Consider the following 16,514-nt stretch of genomic DNA (forward strand, 5'->3'; position numbering starts at 1 on the left):
GAAGCGGGAGGACTAGCGGGCGAATATCATCATAACCAGGGCGAGCAAGCCCAGAAGGGCGCGAACCGCATGTAGCGCCCCCCACTTGCTGAGGAGCCCCAGGGCCAGGTCGCTCGTTCCATCCAAGCCTTCGTCCTCCAGCCGGTGATTCGTCGGGAAGATCACGAGCAGCGTGAAAGGGACGACCGCTCCGATGACGAGAGCGGCAATGAGCCAGACAGCGCTTGAGCCCGTAAGCCAAGCCGCAATGCCGAGGACGGCGCCGGCGACGGCTAAGGGCGCTTGCATCGCGGTGCCGCGCTTGTAGCTTGGTCGCCATTGGGTGAGCGCGACCGCGGAGCCGCAGGAGAGGCGGGCAGGGTGCTCGACGAGAGAGACGTAGATGGCCGCTCCGGTGAACAGCGCCGTCGCCAGCGTGGCAAGGCCTTCAAACCACATACCGACCTCCTGATTTTGTATGGCTGACGAAAGCGGCACTGCCGGAAAAGGGAACGCGCGTCAAAACTCAATCACGGCTGCCGAGCCGATCGAGGATGAACCCGACGCGCTCTGCGACCGGCGCAAGCGGCAGGGCAACAAGCTCATAGCCATAGCCCGAATAGGTTTCGACCATTGCCTGATAGGTTTGCTCGGCCTCCTCCAGCGTCTGCTTTCGCTCGGCGTCCTGCTCGAATATCTCGGGCCAGGGCGGAGCGATATAGACGCGGCGATTGTACCGGAACATCCTTGAAGCTCTGTCCATATAGGCGGGCACAGGCAACTGCATGAGGCGCAGATAGCCGACAATGTCCGGGATACCCCGATCGAAGAAGACGGGGCCGTGCCGCTCACAGGCGATGTGGTAGGACCGCAAGTCCCAGCATAGCATCAGCTCCGCAAAGGCTTGTGGGTCCGACCAGGGCAAGGCGTTTCCCCCAATCGCGAGCTGATCCTGAATTATGGCCCGGCCCGCTTCAACGGATCGGGCGAAGCCTTCCCGTTCCAGAGCGTCAATCAAGCTGCTCTTACCGGAACCGGGGCCGCCGGTGATGACGACGAAGCGCTGCGGGTCGTCGATCATAGGGCAAAGCTCCCTATCACCGCCCGCGGCGGATGGACTGGATCATCTGCTCCAATGCTTCAAGAAAGCGGGAGCGGTCCTGTTTGGAAAAGGCCGGCCCGCCGCCTTTTATCTCTCCGCTGTCGCGCAGCTGCGCCATCAGGTCGCGCATCGCGACAGCCATGCCGATGCTGTTCTCGGTGAAGGGCTTGCCCGTCGGGCCGAGCGCGCGAGCGCCCTTCTTCAGGCACCGGGCTGCTAGCGGGATATCAGCGGTGACGACGATGTCGTTGTCCCCGATATGTTCGGCGATCCAGTCATCCGCGGCGTCGAGGCCTTCCGGCACCACGACCCGACGGACCAGCGGGCTTTCGGTCACACGGAGCCAGCGGTTGCTGACCAGGTGGACGATGAGCGCGTGGCGTTCCGCCACCCGAAGCACCTCATCCTTGACCGGACAGGCGTCGCCGTCGATGTAGATTTCCGACACTCTCAGATCTCTCAGGCAGATCTCTCAGGCAGTTCTCTTCGCTCCGAACCCTGGCAGCCGGACGCCTTCATGCTCGAGGAGCCAACGTTTCCGCGCAAGGCCGCCGCCATAGCCCGTCAGAGTCCCGTCGGCGCCGATTACGCGGTGGCAGGGCACGACGATGCTGACGGGATTTGAGCCGTTCGCGAGGCCGACCGCACGGCTGGCCGCCGGCTTTCCAAGCATCGCCGCCAAGCGTCCATAGGTTGTCGTCGACCCGATCGGGATCGCGCGCAGGGCCGCCCACACCTCGCGCTGGAACGGCGTCCCGCCGGTCCGGACCGGAACGGCGTCGAGCGCGTCGAAACGGCCGGCAAGATAATCCATGATCCGATTGTTGAGGCCGCCGGGATTCGTCGCGGGCATCAGGTGATAGTCGCCGTACTGACGCCGAAGGAGCAGGCGCATGCGCGGCTCATACTCCTCGAAATCGAGGGCCCGAAGCGCTTCGCCGTCAGAGACCAGCAGGATGGTCCCGATCGGGGAGGGTATGCGGTCGATAAACAGATCCACGATTCTCGACGCCGGAGGCCGGATCGGTGCCGCGTTCAGCGGCCTCTCTTCATGTAGGTCCTTCGCCGAGTGGGGGCGGCGGTCGGCCGCTCATCCTTGTGGCGGAAGGTGAGACGACCCTTTGTCAGGTCGTAAGGCGTCATCTCGACGGTGATCCGATCACCGACCAGGACGCGAATGCGGTGCTTCTTCATCTTTCCCGACATATAGGCCAGCGCTTCATGGCCGTTGTCGAGCTGAACCCGGAAGCGGGCGTCAGGCAGGAGCTCCAGGATAACGCCCTCGAACGCGATCAATTCCTCTTTCGCCAATGCAACACCTCCAAAAATTGGGAAACCTGAAAAAAGAGGGGCAGCCGAAGCTGCCCCGTCTCGATATCAGACGGCCTGCAGATTGACCGCCGAGGACTTGCCTTCGCGACCGCGCTCGATATCGAAGCTGACCTTCTGGCCTTCGGCGAGATTGCCGATGCCGGACCGCTCAACCGCCGAGATGTGAACGAAGACGTCCTTCGAGCCATCCTCGGGCTGGATGAAGCCGTACCCCTTCGTGCTGTTGAACCACTTCACTGTGCCAATGGACATGTCGTCCCTCCAATATACAATACATCCGCCCCGCGGGCTCGCAGGGCGGGTCAGGTGTCGAAATGGATGGGACCGGGTTGGCGCTTAGAAGAGAACCAGACGAACGGGGCCGACCCAAAGCGAGTTGACCGCCCGTAGATAGACTCGTTGGGCTGATTTTACAATAGCATTCATCGAGAACAGCGCAACTATCGCCTTGCAAACGGCCTCGTGGAACGGGTCGGTCGGGAAGGCGGGCGGTGCGGGAAAAGCCGCCTCGGGATGCTCGTTGATCGCGCTCGCTTCATGCGGCGTCCTTCAGTGACAGCAAGATGCGGGTCCGCTGCGCGAGCGGGCAGACCGGGGGTGCAGTTGATGTGGGCGGAGTTCGAGGCGCTTTCCTTGCTTTGCTCGCCATGTCTTGCTTGGCATCAATGGCATAGGGAGCCCGGCTGAGGGGCGATCTGAAGCGCCTTTCATGCTGGCATCGAGCGCAGACATCGCATAAGGTAAACGACATAAGTGGAACTCCGTATCAGCGGTTGTCCACCACTATCGAAAAATTTTAATAATCACTAAAATTCCATTAATTAGGCGGCGCGCCTCGCGTAAGCTCTTACTACAACAGCGCTCTAAAGGATGCCTAAAATATAGGCAGTTAACAAATATGGCTGAGTGCCTACATCAGAAACGGCGCTCCACAGAGTTATCCACAGAATTTGTTGATAGTCTTGCAGCCGTATCCTTTTCGATTCTCCGCCGCCGGATGGGCCGGCGCAAAGGGCTGTAAATTCCCTGTCGCAGCGGAATGAACTGCTGGGGGACTCCTGGCTCGGGAACTCATGGCCCGGGGAATATTGTCAGATGGTTCCGTTTCCCATTTCTGATGTTGCAACCGCATGCGCCGACGCAATGGATTGTGAACGGACGGCGGTCACCTAACTTCTCTTCAACCGAGTCACTGCCCGGTGCGTTGGAACCGACGGGTCTGGCTGCGGGACGGCGCGGCGGGGCGTCGCCTGCCGTCGCTACACGCCGTCATTGATAGGGGAATTTGCCGTGACAGAGCAGAGGACCAATATGCTGCCTTCCGCGCTTCACCGCCGCGCGGAGATTTTCCAACGGCTTCGCGGACGGACCATTGCGCTGTTCCTCGACTATGACGGTACCCTGACTCCGATCGTAGAGAACCCGGACCGTGCCGTGCTTTCGCCGGACATGCGGGAGGCGATTGCGCGTGTCGCCGATCATTACAGAGTCGCGGTGGTCAGCGGACGCGATCTGCGCACGGTCCGTGAACTGGTCGGGCTTCGAAACATCGTCTATGCCGGCAGCCACGGTTTCGAGATCGCGGGACCTGAAGGGCAGGCGCTGCAGTACGAGCAGGGCGTCGAATTCCTGCCGGAACTTGATGAGACGGAACAGGTGCTGCAGGCGCGGCTTGCCGCGGTGAAGGGCGCGCGGGTCGAACGGAAACGCTTCTCGGTCGCCGTGCATTATCGCCAAGTTGACCCAGGCGAGGTCGGCGAGGTCCGGAAGATTGTCGGTGAAGCCGTCGCGGCGCATTCCAAGCTGCGCAGCGCCGCCGGCAAGAAGGTCTATGACCTCCAGCCGGCCATCGACTGGCACAAGGGCAAGGCCGTGCTCTGGCTGCTTTCCGCGCTCGGGCTCGATGGCCCGGACGTGGCGCCGCTCTATATCGGCGACGACATGACCGATGAGAACGCCTTCCATGCGCTGGAAGGGCGCGGAATCGGAATCATTGTCCGCGACGAAGAACGAACCACCGCGGCGCAGTATGCGTTGGACGGCATCGAGGAGGTGAGGGTCTTTCTCAACGCGCTGGTTGCCGAGCACGAAGGCGCTCTATAGGTCATTGCCGCGCGGTGCGCTCATGCCGCGCCAGAACCATTGAGGTGATCGCTCGACAGCGACCGCGATCATACGCGCTACCGTGCCATAGGCCGCCAGCGGCGGCGTGTTCGGATGCCGACCCAGATAGGCATCAACCGCCGCCTCGTAGGCTGCGGCGGCGGTCGCGCCGCTATGCCGCGCCTCACGATAGGCGAGCGCGACCGCGCGTAAGGTCGCGCGGTTCGGGTCGGGCGCGGATGCCGCGGCGAGCATCAATGCCACCGCTTCCGCCGCCATCGCTTCCGAAGCGGTGGGGTGACGGCTGAGGAAGGTAGCGGCCGCGGCGGCGCGCGCGGTTGCATCGGATGCGCCGCCAAGGCGTTCCCGCTGATAGGTCAACGCCAGGGCGCGCAACGTCGCCCGATCCGAGCAGAGCCCGATCGAGGGCGGCGCGCTTCGAGCGAAGCGCCGTGCCGATACGGGCGAGGCGGCGCGCCTCACGAGCCACCAGCGCCCGCCGAGGTCGCGCAGTCGCGCCAAGTAGGCGCGCGCCGCGTCGCTCCGCTTGCCATGAATTCGCGCCCATTGAGTTCGGTCCAAGCGCGCGACGGGAACCTTTCGTGCGGAGGAATCGTTAGAAACGCTGGGCGTGTTACGGGATGTCGAGGTCGAGGAAGGATGCAACATGAATAGTATTTTTTGGATCATCGGCGTTATTGTCGTCATTATCGCCATCCTGTCCTTGTTGGGCCTGCGCTGACCTGACCGAAGTCCTTGTCATGGAGTGCCCGAATATTTGTGCATGATTGGTCGAAGGTCACGCCGGATGGCTGCCGGGGTAAAGCCGACGGACGCATGCAAGCGCAGGCCGAGAGAACCGTGATTGCCATCCAGCCTGCACGACATAGTTGTCGGATACCAGATGTCAGATGCCGGGCCGGCGACGATTCGCCCTCGTTGCCAACTGTTCGAACGAAGTGCTCAATCCCGATCGTCCTATCGGCTCGATCGCCATATCGCATCCTCGTGAAAGCCGCCTTGGGAGCAGCTAATGCCTCGAAACATCTTCTGGATCATCGGCGTTATCGTAGTCGTCATCATCATTCTGTCGTTGGCGGGAATCGTCTGACAATTTTCGACTGCCGGCCTTCCGCGCCGGTGCGTTCGCGAGGGCGTCCTCCACGGCCTCCTCGAGCTGTCGCGACGTAAACGGCTTGATGAGATAGCCGACCGGGTTCGTCGCTCGCGCACGCTCCAATGTGGGCGCGTCGGCGTGGGCGGTGACGAACAGGATCGGAACGTCCAGCCGCTCCTGCAAGGAGCGTGCAGCGGCAATGCCATCGACGTCGCCGCGCAAGGTAATATCCATCAGGACGAGCTCGGGCACTCGATCAGCCGCCGCTTCGAGGGCGCCGGCCGCCGTTGCTGCGACGCCGATGATGTCGTAACCGCAGACCTCGAGCACGGAAGCGATATAGAGCGCATTCAACGCCTCGTCCTCGACGATCAAAATGCCGGCCCCTCGCTGTTCTCGCTTCGGATCGTTCGATGTGTGATTCGCTACCATGGGGGCGCCATCTGCATCCGGCCGAAAATTGCCGCCGGCTTGCGATCCGCCGCCGACGGCTTCCGATGGGGGTTCCGATAGTGTCTCTGATGGCCTCGCCAGCTCGAATCCTCGAGCATTTCGTTCGATCCGCGTATCAGACAACATGAAAACACGTTCCCGCGCCTATGGTCTGGCACGTTACCCCGCCTCCTGCGACTCGGACAACGCGCCTCTGGACAATACACCTTTGAGCGTGAACGTCTGAGGAGCGCAGACGTTCACTGAAGCGAATCGCTTTTTTTGCATATCGTCGCACCATTCCGCCGCCTGAGTCCTATCTTTAGGGAATGGGCTTTTGGCCGTGACGCTCAAAGAACGGCTGTGTTACGGTCACGTCTTTTGGGAGAACAGGAGAAACGGTCATGGCAACCAACGCGCAGCTGGCAGCGAAGCTTCTTCGCGGCGCAGCGGGCTTCTTCCGCACCGTTGGCGACCAGAACGAGCAGATCCGCGAACAGATGGAACAGAACGCGCGCACCTACGAGCATGTCGCGACCCTGGTAGAGCAGGACCCGACCGCCGAGATGCCGGTGCCGCAAGGCGAGCCGGAGTAGCCGGCGCAGATCGCTGACCATCCGCCGTCCCGCGACCGGATCGATAGAGGCTCGGTCCGTCGAAGGCGGAGCGTGGCATGAGAACAATCCCCCTTTCGACCGGCGAATCGATACCGGTGCTCGGCCAGGGAACTTGGCACATCGGCGACGATCCGATGCATCGCAGGGAGGAGATCGCGACTTTGCGTCTCGGTCTCGACCTCGGCATGACGCTGATCGACACGGCCGAGATGTATGGCGACGGCGCGTCGGAAACCGTTGTCGCCGAGGCGATCGCCGGCCGCCGCGACGAGGTGTTCCTGGTGAGCAAGGTGTTGCCCGAGAACGCCACGCGCCGCGGAACCGTCGCCGCTTGCGAAGCCAGCCTGCGGCGGCTCCGCACCGATCGGCTCGATCTCTATCTACTGCATTGGCGGGGCATGATTCCCTTGGCCGAGACGATCGACGCCTTTCAGGACCTCGTCCGGGCGGGGAAGATCCGGCATTTCGGCGTCAGCAACTTCGATCTCACCGATCTGGAGGAGCTCTGGGCACTCGATCATGGACGCGGCGCCGTGACGAACCAGGTTCTCTATAATCTCACGCGCCGCGGGACCGAATGGAGTCTGCTGCCCTGGTGCCGCGCAAATGCGATTCCGGTGATGGCGTATTCGCCGTTCGAGCAGGGCGACATGCTGGATGAAGCCGGCCTGAAGAGCGTCGCGCGGCGTCACGATGCGTCGCCGGCGCAGATCGCGCTCGCCTGGATCCTGCATCAGGACGGCGTCATGACCATTCCCAAGACCGGCAGCGAGGCGCATCTGCGTGAGAACCGCGCGGCGCTCGACCTGCGACTCACGGACGAAGATATGGCCGAGCTCGACCGCGCCTTTCCGCCGCCGCGTGGGCCGAGCGATCTGGCCGTACTTTAACGGCGATCGGTTCTTCGGCCTCATGGTGAGCTTGTCGAACCATGAGGGCCGGCGTAGTCTGCGCGCCGATGCAGCCGCTTTCTCATCCCGACTCCTATTATGCCGCGACCGCGGGCGGAATGGCCGACCATCCGCCGCTGGCCGGCGATATCGCGTGCGACGTGTGTGTCGTCGGCGGCGGCTTCACCGGCTTGTCGGCAGCGCTGCATCTTGCCGAGCGGTCCTATTCCGTCGTGCTGTTGGAGGCGAACCGTCTCGGCTGGGGCGCCTCGGGGCGCAATGGCGGGCAGTTGAACAGCGGCCTGCGGATGAATCCGACCGATCTCGTGGCCCGCTTCGGCCGGGACGAGGCTCGCCGGCTCTGGGCGCTGGCCGAGGAGGCGAAAGAGACGGTGCGCGAGCGCATACTTCGCCACGCCATCGCCTGCGACTACAAGTCCGGCAACCTGCTGGCGGCGGTGAGGCCGCAGCATGTGAAGCGGATGGCGGAGGATACCGCCTGCCTCCAGGAGGTGCTCGGATACAAGGATGTGCGCCTGGTCTCGCGCGACGAGGCGGCCGCAATGGTCGATACCGGCCGCTATCACGGCGGCGTTTTCGACGCCGGTGCGGGCCACCTGCATCCGCTGAACTACGCTCTTGGCTTGGCGAATGCCGCGACGGCGGCTGGCGCCCGCCTGTTCGAGGGCACGGCCGCGACGGCGATCGAGCCGGGGGGGGCGGCGAGCGACCGGGCCACGGTCCGCACCGCCGGCGGCACCGTGCGGGCCCGCTTCGTCGTGCTCGGCTGCAACGGTTATCTCGGCCGGCTCGAGCCGCGCCTGGCGTCGAAGATCATGCCGATCGGCAATTACATGCTGGCGACCGAGCCCTTGGGGGAGGAGCGGGCGCGCAAGCTGATCCGCGATGACATCGCGGTCTGCGACACCAAGTTCGTGGTCAACTATTACCGGCTGTCCGGCGACCGGCGGCTGCTGTTCGGCGGCGGCGAGACCTATTCCGCGCAGGAGCCGCGGCAGCTCAAGCAGTTCGTGCGCTCCTACATGCTGCGCACGTTTCCGCAACTCGTCGATGTCCGCATCGATTATGCCTGGGGCGGACAGCTCGCGATCACGCTGAACCGCCTGCCGCATTTTGGCCGACTCGGCGGCAATCTGTTTTTCGCGCAGGGCTATTCCGGCCAAGGCGTGGCCCTGACCTCGCTCGCCGGGAAGCTGATCGCGGAGGCGGTCGCTGGAACGGCGGAGCGGTTCGACGTCTTCGCGCGCATTGGCCACCGCGACTTTCCGGGCGGCGCGCGGCTGCGGCGCCCGGCGGCGGTCATCGGCATGCTCTATTACAGCCTGCGGGATCGTCTTTAGAGCCCGACCCGATCGTGCTCTAATTGCTGAGGGAGCCGGGAATTTGATCGGGTGCATTGGTATCGCGCTGGATCGCGTTCCGCCGTCCCGGCCCGACGATCACGGCCAGCTCCTCATCGACGATCGGCAGACGGGGCGGGACTACGAGGTCCATTCGCACCTGGATGGCTTTCTCATCGTCGGAGAGGTGGCGAAGAACCGGCATCAGGCGCGGAAAAACATGCTGGGGCACGCTGTTGAAGCAGGGCAGGTCGCGCCTACGCGTGAAGAGTCTCTCAAACCAGCGCATGATCTAACCTCCTGAACCGGCGAGATGGATCGGCAGCAGTAGAAAGCAGACGGCCTGCTGCAGAAGCGACGCCATGACGAGGCGCAGCGCCCAGGTTCGATTACGGGCGCTGACCGTGTTGCCGCAGAGATATTGCTGATAGCCGATGAAGTAGCTGGCGGTCATCAGCTCGGTGAGTTGCGTCTCCACCTGGTCGGGCCGCTCCGCCCGGATTCGCTCCTCGGCTGCGAGCAGCTCATGGAGGTCGGGGGGCTCGTAATAGACGAACAGCCACTCGACCATGACGACGTGGTAGATCGCGGCGAACATTGCGGCGATGCTGCCGCAGGCCAGCGCTATTATAAAAATCGAGGCCGGCTGGCGCCACTGGGTCATGTCGAACTCGGTCACCAAGGTGCCGAAGGCGAAGACGGAAAAGGAGATCGCCGCGACCGGGGTGCCGATGCTGCCGCGAATCAAATCGCGCTGCGTGCGCTCGTCGAAGTAAAGGCGCTGGAAGAGGTCGTGGCGCGCATTGATCGGTGACGTCATGGAAGTCACACCTTCGGCACAAGCTGTGATATTGCCGCCCGGCTGTGGCGACGTGCCGCCGATTGGAGCAGCAGACCGAGTCAACGCCGCTGTCGGCGGAGCTGTTCCAGTTCGTCGTCCCGCGCCTCGAACCAGCCGTTCTCCCAGTCGAGATGGGCAGCTGTATCGAAGGCGTGCGGATTGTCGGCGGGCTCCTTCCCAGTGCGGAAGGCAAGATAGCCCCGCTCGTATGCGTGGGGCCCCGTGGATGCGGGCATCACCGGCTCCGTCGATCGCCGGACGAAGCTTCGGAATTCCGGGAACTGCATCAGAACGGTGTCGTCGACGCCCTTGGGATATTCGTCCAGAATCTGGCGGCCGCGTTCGGTGATGCGGAATCGGCCCTCGTCGACCGGTGCCAGGAGCCGGGCCCGCATCAGGTTGCGCTTGGCATGGTCGAGATGCTGAAGCACTTCGTCGAAATCCTCTGGCGGCTGCTCCTTCGCCTGTTCGAATGTTTGTCGCAGCGCATTGCCGCAGTCCTGCAGGCTGGTTTCGCCGCGTGCCGCAACCTTGAGGACCGTCAACATCAGATCGGGGTAGCTGAGAAGCGTTTGCTCGTAGAAATCCATCGCGATTCTATTACTGTTCCGACATAGGCGAATCTAGGTAGAGGCAGCTACGAAGGCGAGGCCGCGGCGGTTGGCCCGAAGGAGGCTCTTGATTCGAGAGCTGAAACGGCGCACGGAGGCACTGTCGTTCCGTTTCTGGAGGAATGGTCATGCTGCTCGAAGGATCCTGTCGTTGCGGCGCCGTCGGCTTCAGCGTCGAGTCGCGCACGCCTTGCCCCTACATGCGGTGCTATTGCGCGATCTGCCGCAAGACGGCCGGCGGCGGTGGCTACGCCATTAACATCATGGGGGAAGCCGCGACGCTGAAGGTTCGCGGCGAGCCGAACATCACGGTCTGGCAGGCGCCGCTCGCAGAAACGGAAGAAGGCGGGGCGGGGCTGAGCCCGGCACAACGGCATTTCTGCCGAACCTGCGGCAGCGCGCTATGGCTGCATGATCCGCGGTGGAGCGAGAATATCTATCCCTTCGCCTCGGCGATCAACACGCCGCTGCCGAAACCGCCGGAACGCGTCCATATCATGCTGGATTTCGCCGCGTCGTGGGTCACGGTGCCGCGCGGCAAGAAAGAGGTCCGTTTCGCCCGCTATCCCGAGGAGTCGATCTTCGACTGGCACCAGCGCCACGGCCTTTACCAGGATTCTTAGAGGCTGATTTACCGATCAGGTTGGATCAACCTGATCGGATCGTACTCTAGCCCGACGACACCGGCGATCCGGTCAATGGTGCCCCGGGGCGATTTCGGCGGCGTCTTAAGGAAAAATTTACCGGTATCGGCGATTCTCAATGCGTTGACTGCCTCCGATCACCTTGGGCCGCGCACTCTCCCGCGCGGCCCTTTTATTTTTGCCGGAGCCTGCGTTCGGTGGCCAGCCAATGCAGCAGCCGCTGAATCGCGATCGCGAGAGATGTCACGCGCTGCCGCTGATGGTCCAGGCTGGCGCTGAGAGCCTCGAGTTGGGAGGCTAGAAGCTTCGCGGGATAGTGCTCGGCCAGACGGCGCTCCATGGTTTCGAGCTGCTGTTGATGCTCCTCACAGCGGCGGAGTACGGCGGCGATCTGCGCCTCCTGCGCCTGGATGGCGCGGTAGATGCGGTCGAAATCGACCGTTGGCTGTTCCTCCACCGCCTCTGTGGCATTCTCCGACGCCGCTTCGGCATGCTGTCGAGGTGCAGGCCGTTCCGCGATACGGGGCGCGTGCCCTACCGCCCGGTCCTGGTGGCGATCCGGATCGGGGCGCGGTGAATCCGGATCTTCGCCGATCAGGCGGGCAAAGGCGGCGATATCCACCAGCGAAAGTTCCGGTGCCGGCCTTGCCGCCAGCGCCCGCATGGCAGGCCCGGGCGCGCAGGCCTTTCCGTTGGCGGCCTCATTCGCAGCCTTGTCCAAAGGCCTCTGTCCAAGCAACCTGCCAACCGACCTGACCTGTTGCGGCTCCCGCGCCTTTCTCTCATCCTGCATCTCTATTGCGACGATGCGATCGCTCAGGCTTTGCAGCTCCTGCACCGTATCGGAGGCAGCGAGCGGATCGGCATTCGAGACGCCGACGAATCGCGCGCACAGCCTGTTATACCGGTGACGAAGCTCTTGCAGCTCGGGATTCGGGGAGGGGCGGCTATGGTGCGGCATCATGACAGGGAGGTGGCTCTCTTCGGCTGGTCTCCGAGGGTGCGGGGTACCGGTTCGCCGACGCGACATCCCGTTTCCCATGATCTTTGACTGCCAGGAATTTGACAAGACTTTCCGGGAACCAATAACGTGGCCCCGGATTTTGGTTCCCGGAGCCTTGGGGGGCCGCAAGATGATCCTCCCGGCCTTCTTCTCCTGACATGGTCTGCCATGGGTTCCGACATCCTTCTGTTTGCCGGTATCGGCTTCATGGCGCAACTCGTCGACGGCGCCTTGGGTATGGCCTTCGGCGTGATTACGAATGCGCTTCTGCTGAGCTTCGGAATCTCGCCGGCGGCCGCCAGCGCCAGCGTTCATGCCGCCAAGATCGCCATCGGCGGTGCCTCCGGCCTGTCGCATCTCGCCTTTCGGAATGTCGATGGCGTGCTGATCCGGCGCCTCGTGGTGCCGGGCGTAATCGGTGGAATCGTCGGGGCGCTGCTTCTCTCCTGGGTTCCCGGGGAGGCCATCCGGCCGTTCGTCGCCGTCTATCTGTTGCTGGTAGGCGTCCTGATCCTCCGCGGCGCCTGGAAGCAGCGCAAGGCGGAGAAACGGTCGCATCCCCGTCGGTTTACCGGCCTGGGGCTGGTCGGCGGGTTTCTCGATGCCGTTGGCGGAGGCGGGTGGGGACCGATCGTAACCTCGACCCTCGTTGCCGGCGGCATGACGCCCCGCTTCGCCATAGGCTCCGTCAACCTGGCCGAGTTCTTTGTCGCCGTTGCGATTTCGGCCGTCTTCTTCGCCACGATCGGCCTCGTGCATGTCGAGACCATCATCGGCCTGGTGCTGGGCGGCGTGCTGGCCGCGCCGCTCGGCGCCTATCTGAGCAAGCGGGTCCCCGGGCGTCTCCTGATGATCGCCGTCGCAGGCGGGATCATCCTGCTCAGCGCCCATATGATCATCCACGCGCTCCCGGAACTGTGGGCGCTCAGCTAGAGTGCGATCCGAACAAGTTGGATCAGTCTCTAAGGAACGGGGCGTCCTGCCGGACCTCGATCAGCGTCGGCCGGTCGGCCGTGAACGCCGCTCGTAATCTGGCCTCGAGATCCTTCAGGCTGTCGGGTCGGACCGCGTCGCAGCCGAACGCCTTGGCGAGTGCGAGATAGTCGGGATTGCGCGGCTTCACGCCGATCTCGGGAATCCCCAGCTCGACCATGTCCCCGGCGATCTGGCCGAGACCGTCATTGTTCCAGAGCAGCACGACAACCGGCAGGCCGAGCTCGGCGGCGGTGGCGAGCTCCTGGACCGTGAACAGCAGGCCGGCGTCGCCGGCCAGCGCGACGGTGGCCCGCGACGGCATCGCGAGCTTCGCGCCGATCGCGGCGGGGAGCGCATAGCCGAGCGTGCCGAAGCCCAGCGGATGGAACCAGGACCGCGGCCTACTGCAGGGGAAGTAGGTGTTGCCGGTATAGGCGATTTGCGTCATGTCCGTGGCAACCATGCCGTCCTCCGGCAGGGCGGCGCGCAGCACGTCGAGCACGGCGGCATGTTTCCGCTGGAGCGGCTTGAGCGACTCGCGGTTCAGCGTCCGGATTCGCGTCAGCTCCTCAGCCGGGATCCGGCCTTCCGGCGTTCCGGCGCGCTCCGCCCCGGTACGCTCCATCAGGGCGGTGAGCGTATCGCCGGCGTCGCCGAGGATTGCGGCGTCGGGCGCGTAATCGCGGGTCAGGGTCGCTGGGTCGATGTCGATGCGCAGCAGCCGTCCGCCGAGCGGCAGCCGGTCGGCCCAGGAATCGGTTTCGGCCAGTTCCGTTCCCACGGCGATGAGGAGATCCGCCGACCGCAGGAAATCCTGGGTCGCCGACAGCGATAAGGTCGCGCCCAGGCAGAGCGGATGGCCGTCCGGCAGGACGCCCTTGGCCGCCGTGGTCAGGACGACGGGCGCGCTGAGGCGTTCGGCGAGGGCCCGCAATGGCCCGCCGGCCTCGATAGTGCCGCCGCCGGCGATGATGACCGTCCGGTCGCTGCTCTGGATGAGTGCGGCGGCGGCGTCGAGGGCGTCGGCTTCGAGCGCGGGCCGCTGCCCGGCCGGCGGTCGCGGTGCGGCGCCGGCGGCCGGGCCGGCAAGCACGTCCAACGGGATTTCAATATGAACCGGACGCGGCCGCTTGGCCTCGAACACGGTGAAGGCATCGGCCATTGCCGTCGGAAGGTCCGCGGGATCGAGAATGGTCCGGCTGAAGGCGGTGAGGGGCGCCATCATCGCCTGCTGCGAAGTCATCTCATGCAGCCGGCCGCGACCCTTGCCGAGGTCGACCCGCGCGTTGACGCTCGACAGGATCAGCAGCGGCACCGAATCGGAATAGGCTTGGCCGATCGCCGTCGCCGCGTTGGCGACACCGGGACCGGTGATCAGGATGCTGACGCCGGGCCGCCCCGAGGCGCGTGCATAGCCGTCGGCCATGAAGCCGGCGCCCTGTTCGTGACGGACCGCAACGTGCCGAATCGCGCTGTCGGCGAGCCCCCGGTAGAAGTCCAGCGTATGGACGCCGGGTATACCGAAGACGGTATCGACGCCATAGGTTTCGAGCAGGGCGATCGCGGCCTGGCCGCAGGTCTGATTGTTGTTCATCGGCTTGCCTCACCATGTCACGCGTTCGGGGTGCCTCGATCGTCGCTCCGGCGTATGGCGGGGCCTCTCGGTGGCACGGTCCTCCAGTTAGCGGTGGCCACCGTCGGTGCGCAACTGAAATTCCCGTCCCGCATAAAGATGAGTTATCTCCGTTATCCCCGTTATACACAGCTTCCCAATGTCGCTGCGGCTGTTAGGTTCGGGCGCGCCAATCAAGATTGCAGGAATATGAACGTCAGCCCGTACCTGAAGCGGCGCCTCAGGACTCTCGATGAGTTCCTCAGGGCCAAAGGCGAGAATGTCGCGCTGTTCGCACAAGGCGACACAAGACGCCGTGCCTCCAACGGCGTGGAAGCAAGCGATGCGACGCGGGATCGCGCGCGGCTGACGCTCGTATCGAGCACGGACGATCCCCACCCGGCGCGCTAGAGTACGATCCGATCAGGTTGATCCAACCTGATCGGAGAATCGTCCTCTCATACAAACAATTCGAGACTGATTCACCGGTCACATCGGATCGATGTGATCGGATCAGGCTCTAGGCCCGTCGCCGCTGCTCGGGCGGCCGCGCAGGGCCGCCCCTACCTCCAGACCCGTTTCAAACCGCTTTAGATGCCGGCCTTCACCCGCTCGAACATGGTCACGTATTTCTCGCGTAGCGCCGGCTCGATGGGCTGGAAGAAGACGCCTTGGGCGAACAGGGCTTCGGGCGAGGAGATGCCGAGCTCATCGAGCCGCTCTGCACTTACCAGCTCGAACGATTTCCGGTTCGAGTGGCCGTAGCCGAGTTGGTCGATCAATGCTTGGCCGGTTTCCGGGGCGAGCATGGCGTCGATAAAGTCGTAGGCCGCTTGCTCGTCGCCCGGAGCATCCTTGACCAGTGCCAAGCCGCAAACCCAGGTCAGGATACCCTCCTTCGGGTTCATGTAGCGGACGGGCAGGCCCTGCTGCTTCAACGCCACCACGGAGCTGTTCCAGGCATAGGCGGCAACCAGCTCGCCGGTGGCGAGGCTCTGTTCGACCGCGGTGTTGTCCGTCCAGTAGTAACGGAGCAGGGGCCTCTGCTCGCGCATCAGGTCGGCGACCTTCGTCAACTGCTCGTCGCTCATCGAGAAGGGGTTGTCGAAGCCGAGCGTGAGCGCTGCCGTGATAACGGCGCCATCCACCGAGTCGTAGGTCGCGAGCCGGCCGGCATAGCGCTCGTCGAACAGCAGCGACCAGCTGTCCTCTTCGACCTCGACAAGGTCGGTGCGGTAGAGAATCGAGGAGTTTCCCCAGTCCCATGGAACGAAGAAAGGCTGCCCGTCGAAGACGGTGCCCTCGATCGTCGTCAGCTTCGGCCAGATATCGGCGTAATGCTGCAGGCGCGAGGTGTCGACGGCCTTGATGACTCCGGCATCGCGCCAGCGTCCGACCGAATAGGTGCAGGGGTGGGTGACGTCCGGCGTATAGCCGGCGCGCAGCTTCTGCAGCGCTTCCTCTTCCTCGCCGAAAAAGTTGATGCTGGGAGAACCGCCATATTTTTCGATATAGGCCTGGTGAAAAGCGGGGCTCTCATATTCCGACCAGGTGAAGTACTCGATCTCGCCTTCCGCGGCGGCGCGCCGGGACCAGACCGGCAGCGTCACCAGAGCGAGGCCGGCGGAAGCCAGAGCCGTGCTGAACTGGCGCCGCGAGAAGTTTCTTTCGGCCAGCCGGTCGCGGAACTCGTTCTTATCCATGGACTATCTCCCTTGTCTTGACTTCGGATTACTATGGGATTCGAAGCATCGCCTAGACCCCGATCCGGGACAATCGGTTAAATCCGCTGATTAATTCCGCTGGGCGGGCATGTCCGTCCGGTGCTTCAACCCGGTGTGAATAGCTGCTAATCCTCACTGTCCTGGGCGCGGTGTGAGGGGCTCGGGATGAGG

General features: G+C 63.8%; 21 protein-coding genes. 7 read left to right on the forward strand and 14 right to left on the reverse strand.

Annotated elements, in window-relative coordinates:
• Nucleotides 1-12: 12 nt before the first annotated feature.
• From DT069_RS00990 to DT069_RS01015, 6 genes are all read right to left on the reverse strand, one after another.
• Complete coding sequence (locus DT069_RS00990; RefSeq protein WP_119458398.1) at nt 13-438, reverse strand: anthrone oxygenase family protein; 426 nt, start codon at nt 436-438, stop codon at nt 13-15.
• A 67-nt stretch (nt 439-505) separates the two neighbouring features.
• Nucleotides 506-1,060 (reverse strand): AAA family ATPase, encoded by a 555-nt coding sequence (locus DT069_RS00995; RefSeq protein WP_119458399.1) that lies wholly within the window; start codon nt 1,058-1,060, stop codon nt 506-508.
• Between the two features lie 16 nt (nt 1,061-1,076).
• Complete coding sequence (locus DT069_RS01000; protein WP_119458400.1) at nt 1,077-1,529, reverse strand: YaiI/YqxD family protein; 453 nt, start codon at nt 1,527-1,529, stop codon at nt 1,077-1,079.
• Nucleotides 1,530-1,553: 24 nt separating this feature from the next.
• Nucleotides 1,554-2,081, reverse strand: coding sequence for a methylated-DNA--[protein]-cysteine S-methyltransferase (gene ogt, locus DT069_RS01005; protein ID WP_425449912.1), 528 nt, complete (start codon nt 2,079-2,081; stop codon nt 1,554-1,556).
• A 35-nt stretch (nt 2,082-2,116) separates the two neighbouring features.
• Nucleotides 2,117-2,392, reverse strand: coding sequence for a translation initiation factor IF-1 (gene infA / locus DT069_RS01010; RefSeq protein ID WP_119458401.1), 276 nt, complete (start codon nt 2,390-2,392; stop codon nt 2,117-2,119).
• Between the two features lie 66 nt (nt 2,393-2,458).
• Nucleotides 2,459-2,665 (reverse strand): cold-shock protein, encoded by a 207-nt coding sequence (locus tag DT069_RS01015; RefSeq protein WP_119458402.1) that lies wholly within the window; start codon nt 2,663-2,665, stop codon nt 2,459-2,461.
• Nucleotides 2,666-3,703: 1,038 nt separating this feature from the next.
• Between DT069_RS01015 and otsB the strand changes: the two genes are divergently transcribed.
• Nucleotides 3,704-4,516, forward strand: coding sequence for a trehalose-phosphatase (otsB, locus tag DT069_RS01020; RefSeq protein ID WP_162912899.1), 813 nt, complete (start codon nt 3,704-3,706; stop codon nt 4,514-4,516).
• Here the strand turns inward: otsB and DT069_RS01025 are convergent.
• Together DT069_RS01025 and DT069_RS01030 are read right to left on the reverse strand one after the other, a co-directional pair.
• A complete protein-coding gene (locus DT069_RS01025) occupies nt 4,511-5,098 on the reverse strand; it encodes a hypothetical protein (protein ID WP_119458404.1) in 588 nt (195 codons plus the stop codon). The two genes, otsB and DT069_RS01025, sit on opposite strands and share 6 nt — an antisense overlap.
• Before the next feature lie 448 nt (nt 5,099-5,546).
• Complete coding sequence (locus DT069_RS01030; RefSeq protein WP_162912900.1) at nt 5,547-6,008, reverse strand: response regulator; 462 nt, start codon at nt 6,006-6,008, stop codon at nt 5,547-5,549.
• Between the two features lie 461 nt (nt 6,009-6,469).
• Here DT069_RS01030 and DT069_RS01035 point away from each other — a divergent pair, with 461 nt between their 5' ends.
• The 3 genes from DT069_RS01035 (at nt 6,470) to DT069_RS01045 (ending at nt 8,933) form a co-directional block, all read left to right on the forward strand.
• Nucleotides 6,470-6,661, forward strand: coding sequence for a hypothetical protein (locus DT069_RS01035; protein ID WP_119458406.1), 192 nt, complete (start codon nt 6,470-6,472; stop codon nt 6,659-6,661).
• A gap of 77 nt (nt 6,662-6,738) precedes the next feature.
• On the forward strand, nt 6,739-7,572 hold the full coding sequence (locus DT069_RS01040) for an aldo/keto reductase (protein ID WP_119458407.1): 834 nt from the start codon (nt 6,739-6,741) through the stop codon (nt 7,570-7,572).
• Nucleotides 7,573-7,613: 41 nt separating this feature from the next.
• Complete coding sequence (locus DT069_RS01045; RefSeq protein WP_425449913.1) at nt 7,614-8,933, forward strand: NAD(P)/FAD-dependent oxidoreductase; 1,320 nt, start codon at nt 7,614-7,616, stop codon at nt 8,931-8,933.
• A 19-nt stretch (nt 8,934-8,952) separates the two neighbouring features.
• Here the strand turns inward: DT069_RS01045 and DT069_RS01050 are convergent, their stop codons facing one another.
• From DT069_RS01050 to DT069_RS01060, 3 genes are all read right to left on the reverse strand, one after another.
• Nucleotides 8,953-9,222: a hypothetical protein gene (locus DT069_RS01050; RefSeq protein ID WP_119458409.1), complete on the reverse strand. Its 270-nt coding sequence runs from the start codon at nt 9,220-9,222 to the stop codon at nt 8,953-8,955.
• A 3-nt stretch (nt 9,223-9,225) separates the two neighbouring features.
• Nucleotides 9,226-9,753: a hypothetical protein gene (locus DT069_RS01055; RefSeq protein ID WP_119458410.1), complete on the reverse strand. Its 528-nt coding sequence runs from the start codon at nt 9,751-9,753 to the stop codon at nt 9,226-9,228.
• Nucleotides 9,754-9,833: 80 nt separating this feature from the next.
• Entirely contained in the window at nt 9,834-10,364 is a 531-nt protein-coding gene (locus DT069_RS01060; protein WP_119458411.1) for a ribosome modulation factor, read from the reverse strand.
• Nucleotides 10,365-10,513: 149 nt separating this feature from the next.
• On the opposite strand from DT069_RS01060, the gene DT069_RS01065 reads away from it, so the two are divergent.
• On the forward strand, nt 10,514-11,008 hold the full coding sequence (locus DT069_RS01065) for a GFA family protein (RefSeq protein ID WP_119458860.1): 495 nt from the start codon (nt 10,514-10,516) through the stop codon (nt 11,006-11,008).
• A gap of 193 nt (nt 11,009-11,201) precedes the next feature.
• Here DT069_RS01065 and DT069_RS01070 read toward each other — a convergent pair whose 3' ends face one another.
• Complete coding sequence (locus DT069_RS01070) at nt 11,202-12,161, reverse strand: hypothetical protein (protein ID WP_162912901.1); 960 nt, start codon at nt 12,159-12,161, stop codon at nt 11,202-11,204.
• A gap of 39 nt (nt 12,162-12,200) precedes the next feature.
• Here DT069_RS01070 and DT069_RS01075 point away from each other — a divergent pair, with 39 nt between their 5' ends.
• Nucleotides 12,201-12,965 carry a sulfite exporter TauE/SafE family protein gene (locus DT069_RS01075; protein WP_119458413.1) on the forward strand — a complete coding sequence of 255 codons (765 nt, stop codon included), beginning with the start codon at nt 12,201-12,203 and terminating at the stop codon, nt 12,963-12,965.
• A gap of 22 nt (nt 12,966-12,987) precedes the next feature.
• On the opposite strand, the gene DT069_RS01080 is transcribed toward DT069_RS01075, so the two are convergent.
• A complete protein-coding gene (locus DT069_RS01080; RefSeq protein ID WP_119458414.1) occupies nt 12,988-14,601 on the reverse strand; it encodes a 5-guanidino-2-oxopentanoate decarboxylase in 1,614 nt (537 codons plus the stop codon).
• A 228-nt stretch (nt 14,602-14,829) separates the two neighbouring features.
• Between DT069_RS01080 and DT069_RS24475 the strand changes: the two genes are divergently transcribed.
• A complete protein-coding gene (locus DT069_RS24475; RefSeq protein WP_162912902.1) occupies nt 14,830-15,030 on the forward strand; it encodes a hypothetical protein in 201 nt (66 codons plus the stop codon).
• Between the two features lie 179 nt (nt 15,031-15,209).
• Here DT069_RS24475 and DT069_RS01090 read toward each other — a convergent pair whose 3' ends face one another.
• The gene (locus DT069_RS01090) at nt 15,210-16,322 is read right to left on the reverse strand and encodes an ABC transporter substrate-binding protein (protein WP_119458416.1); all 1,113 of its coding nucleotides are present in this window, start codon (nt 16,320-16,322) and stop codon (nt 15,210-15,212) included.
• Nucleotides 16,323-16,514: the final 192 nt, after the last annotated feature.

Origin of the sequence: Virgifigura deserti, assembly GCA_003576685.1 — a bacterium.
Taxonomy (GTDB): Bacteria; Pseudomonadota; Alphaproteobacteria; order Dongiales; family Dongiaceae; genus Virgifigura; species Virgifigura deserti.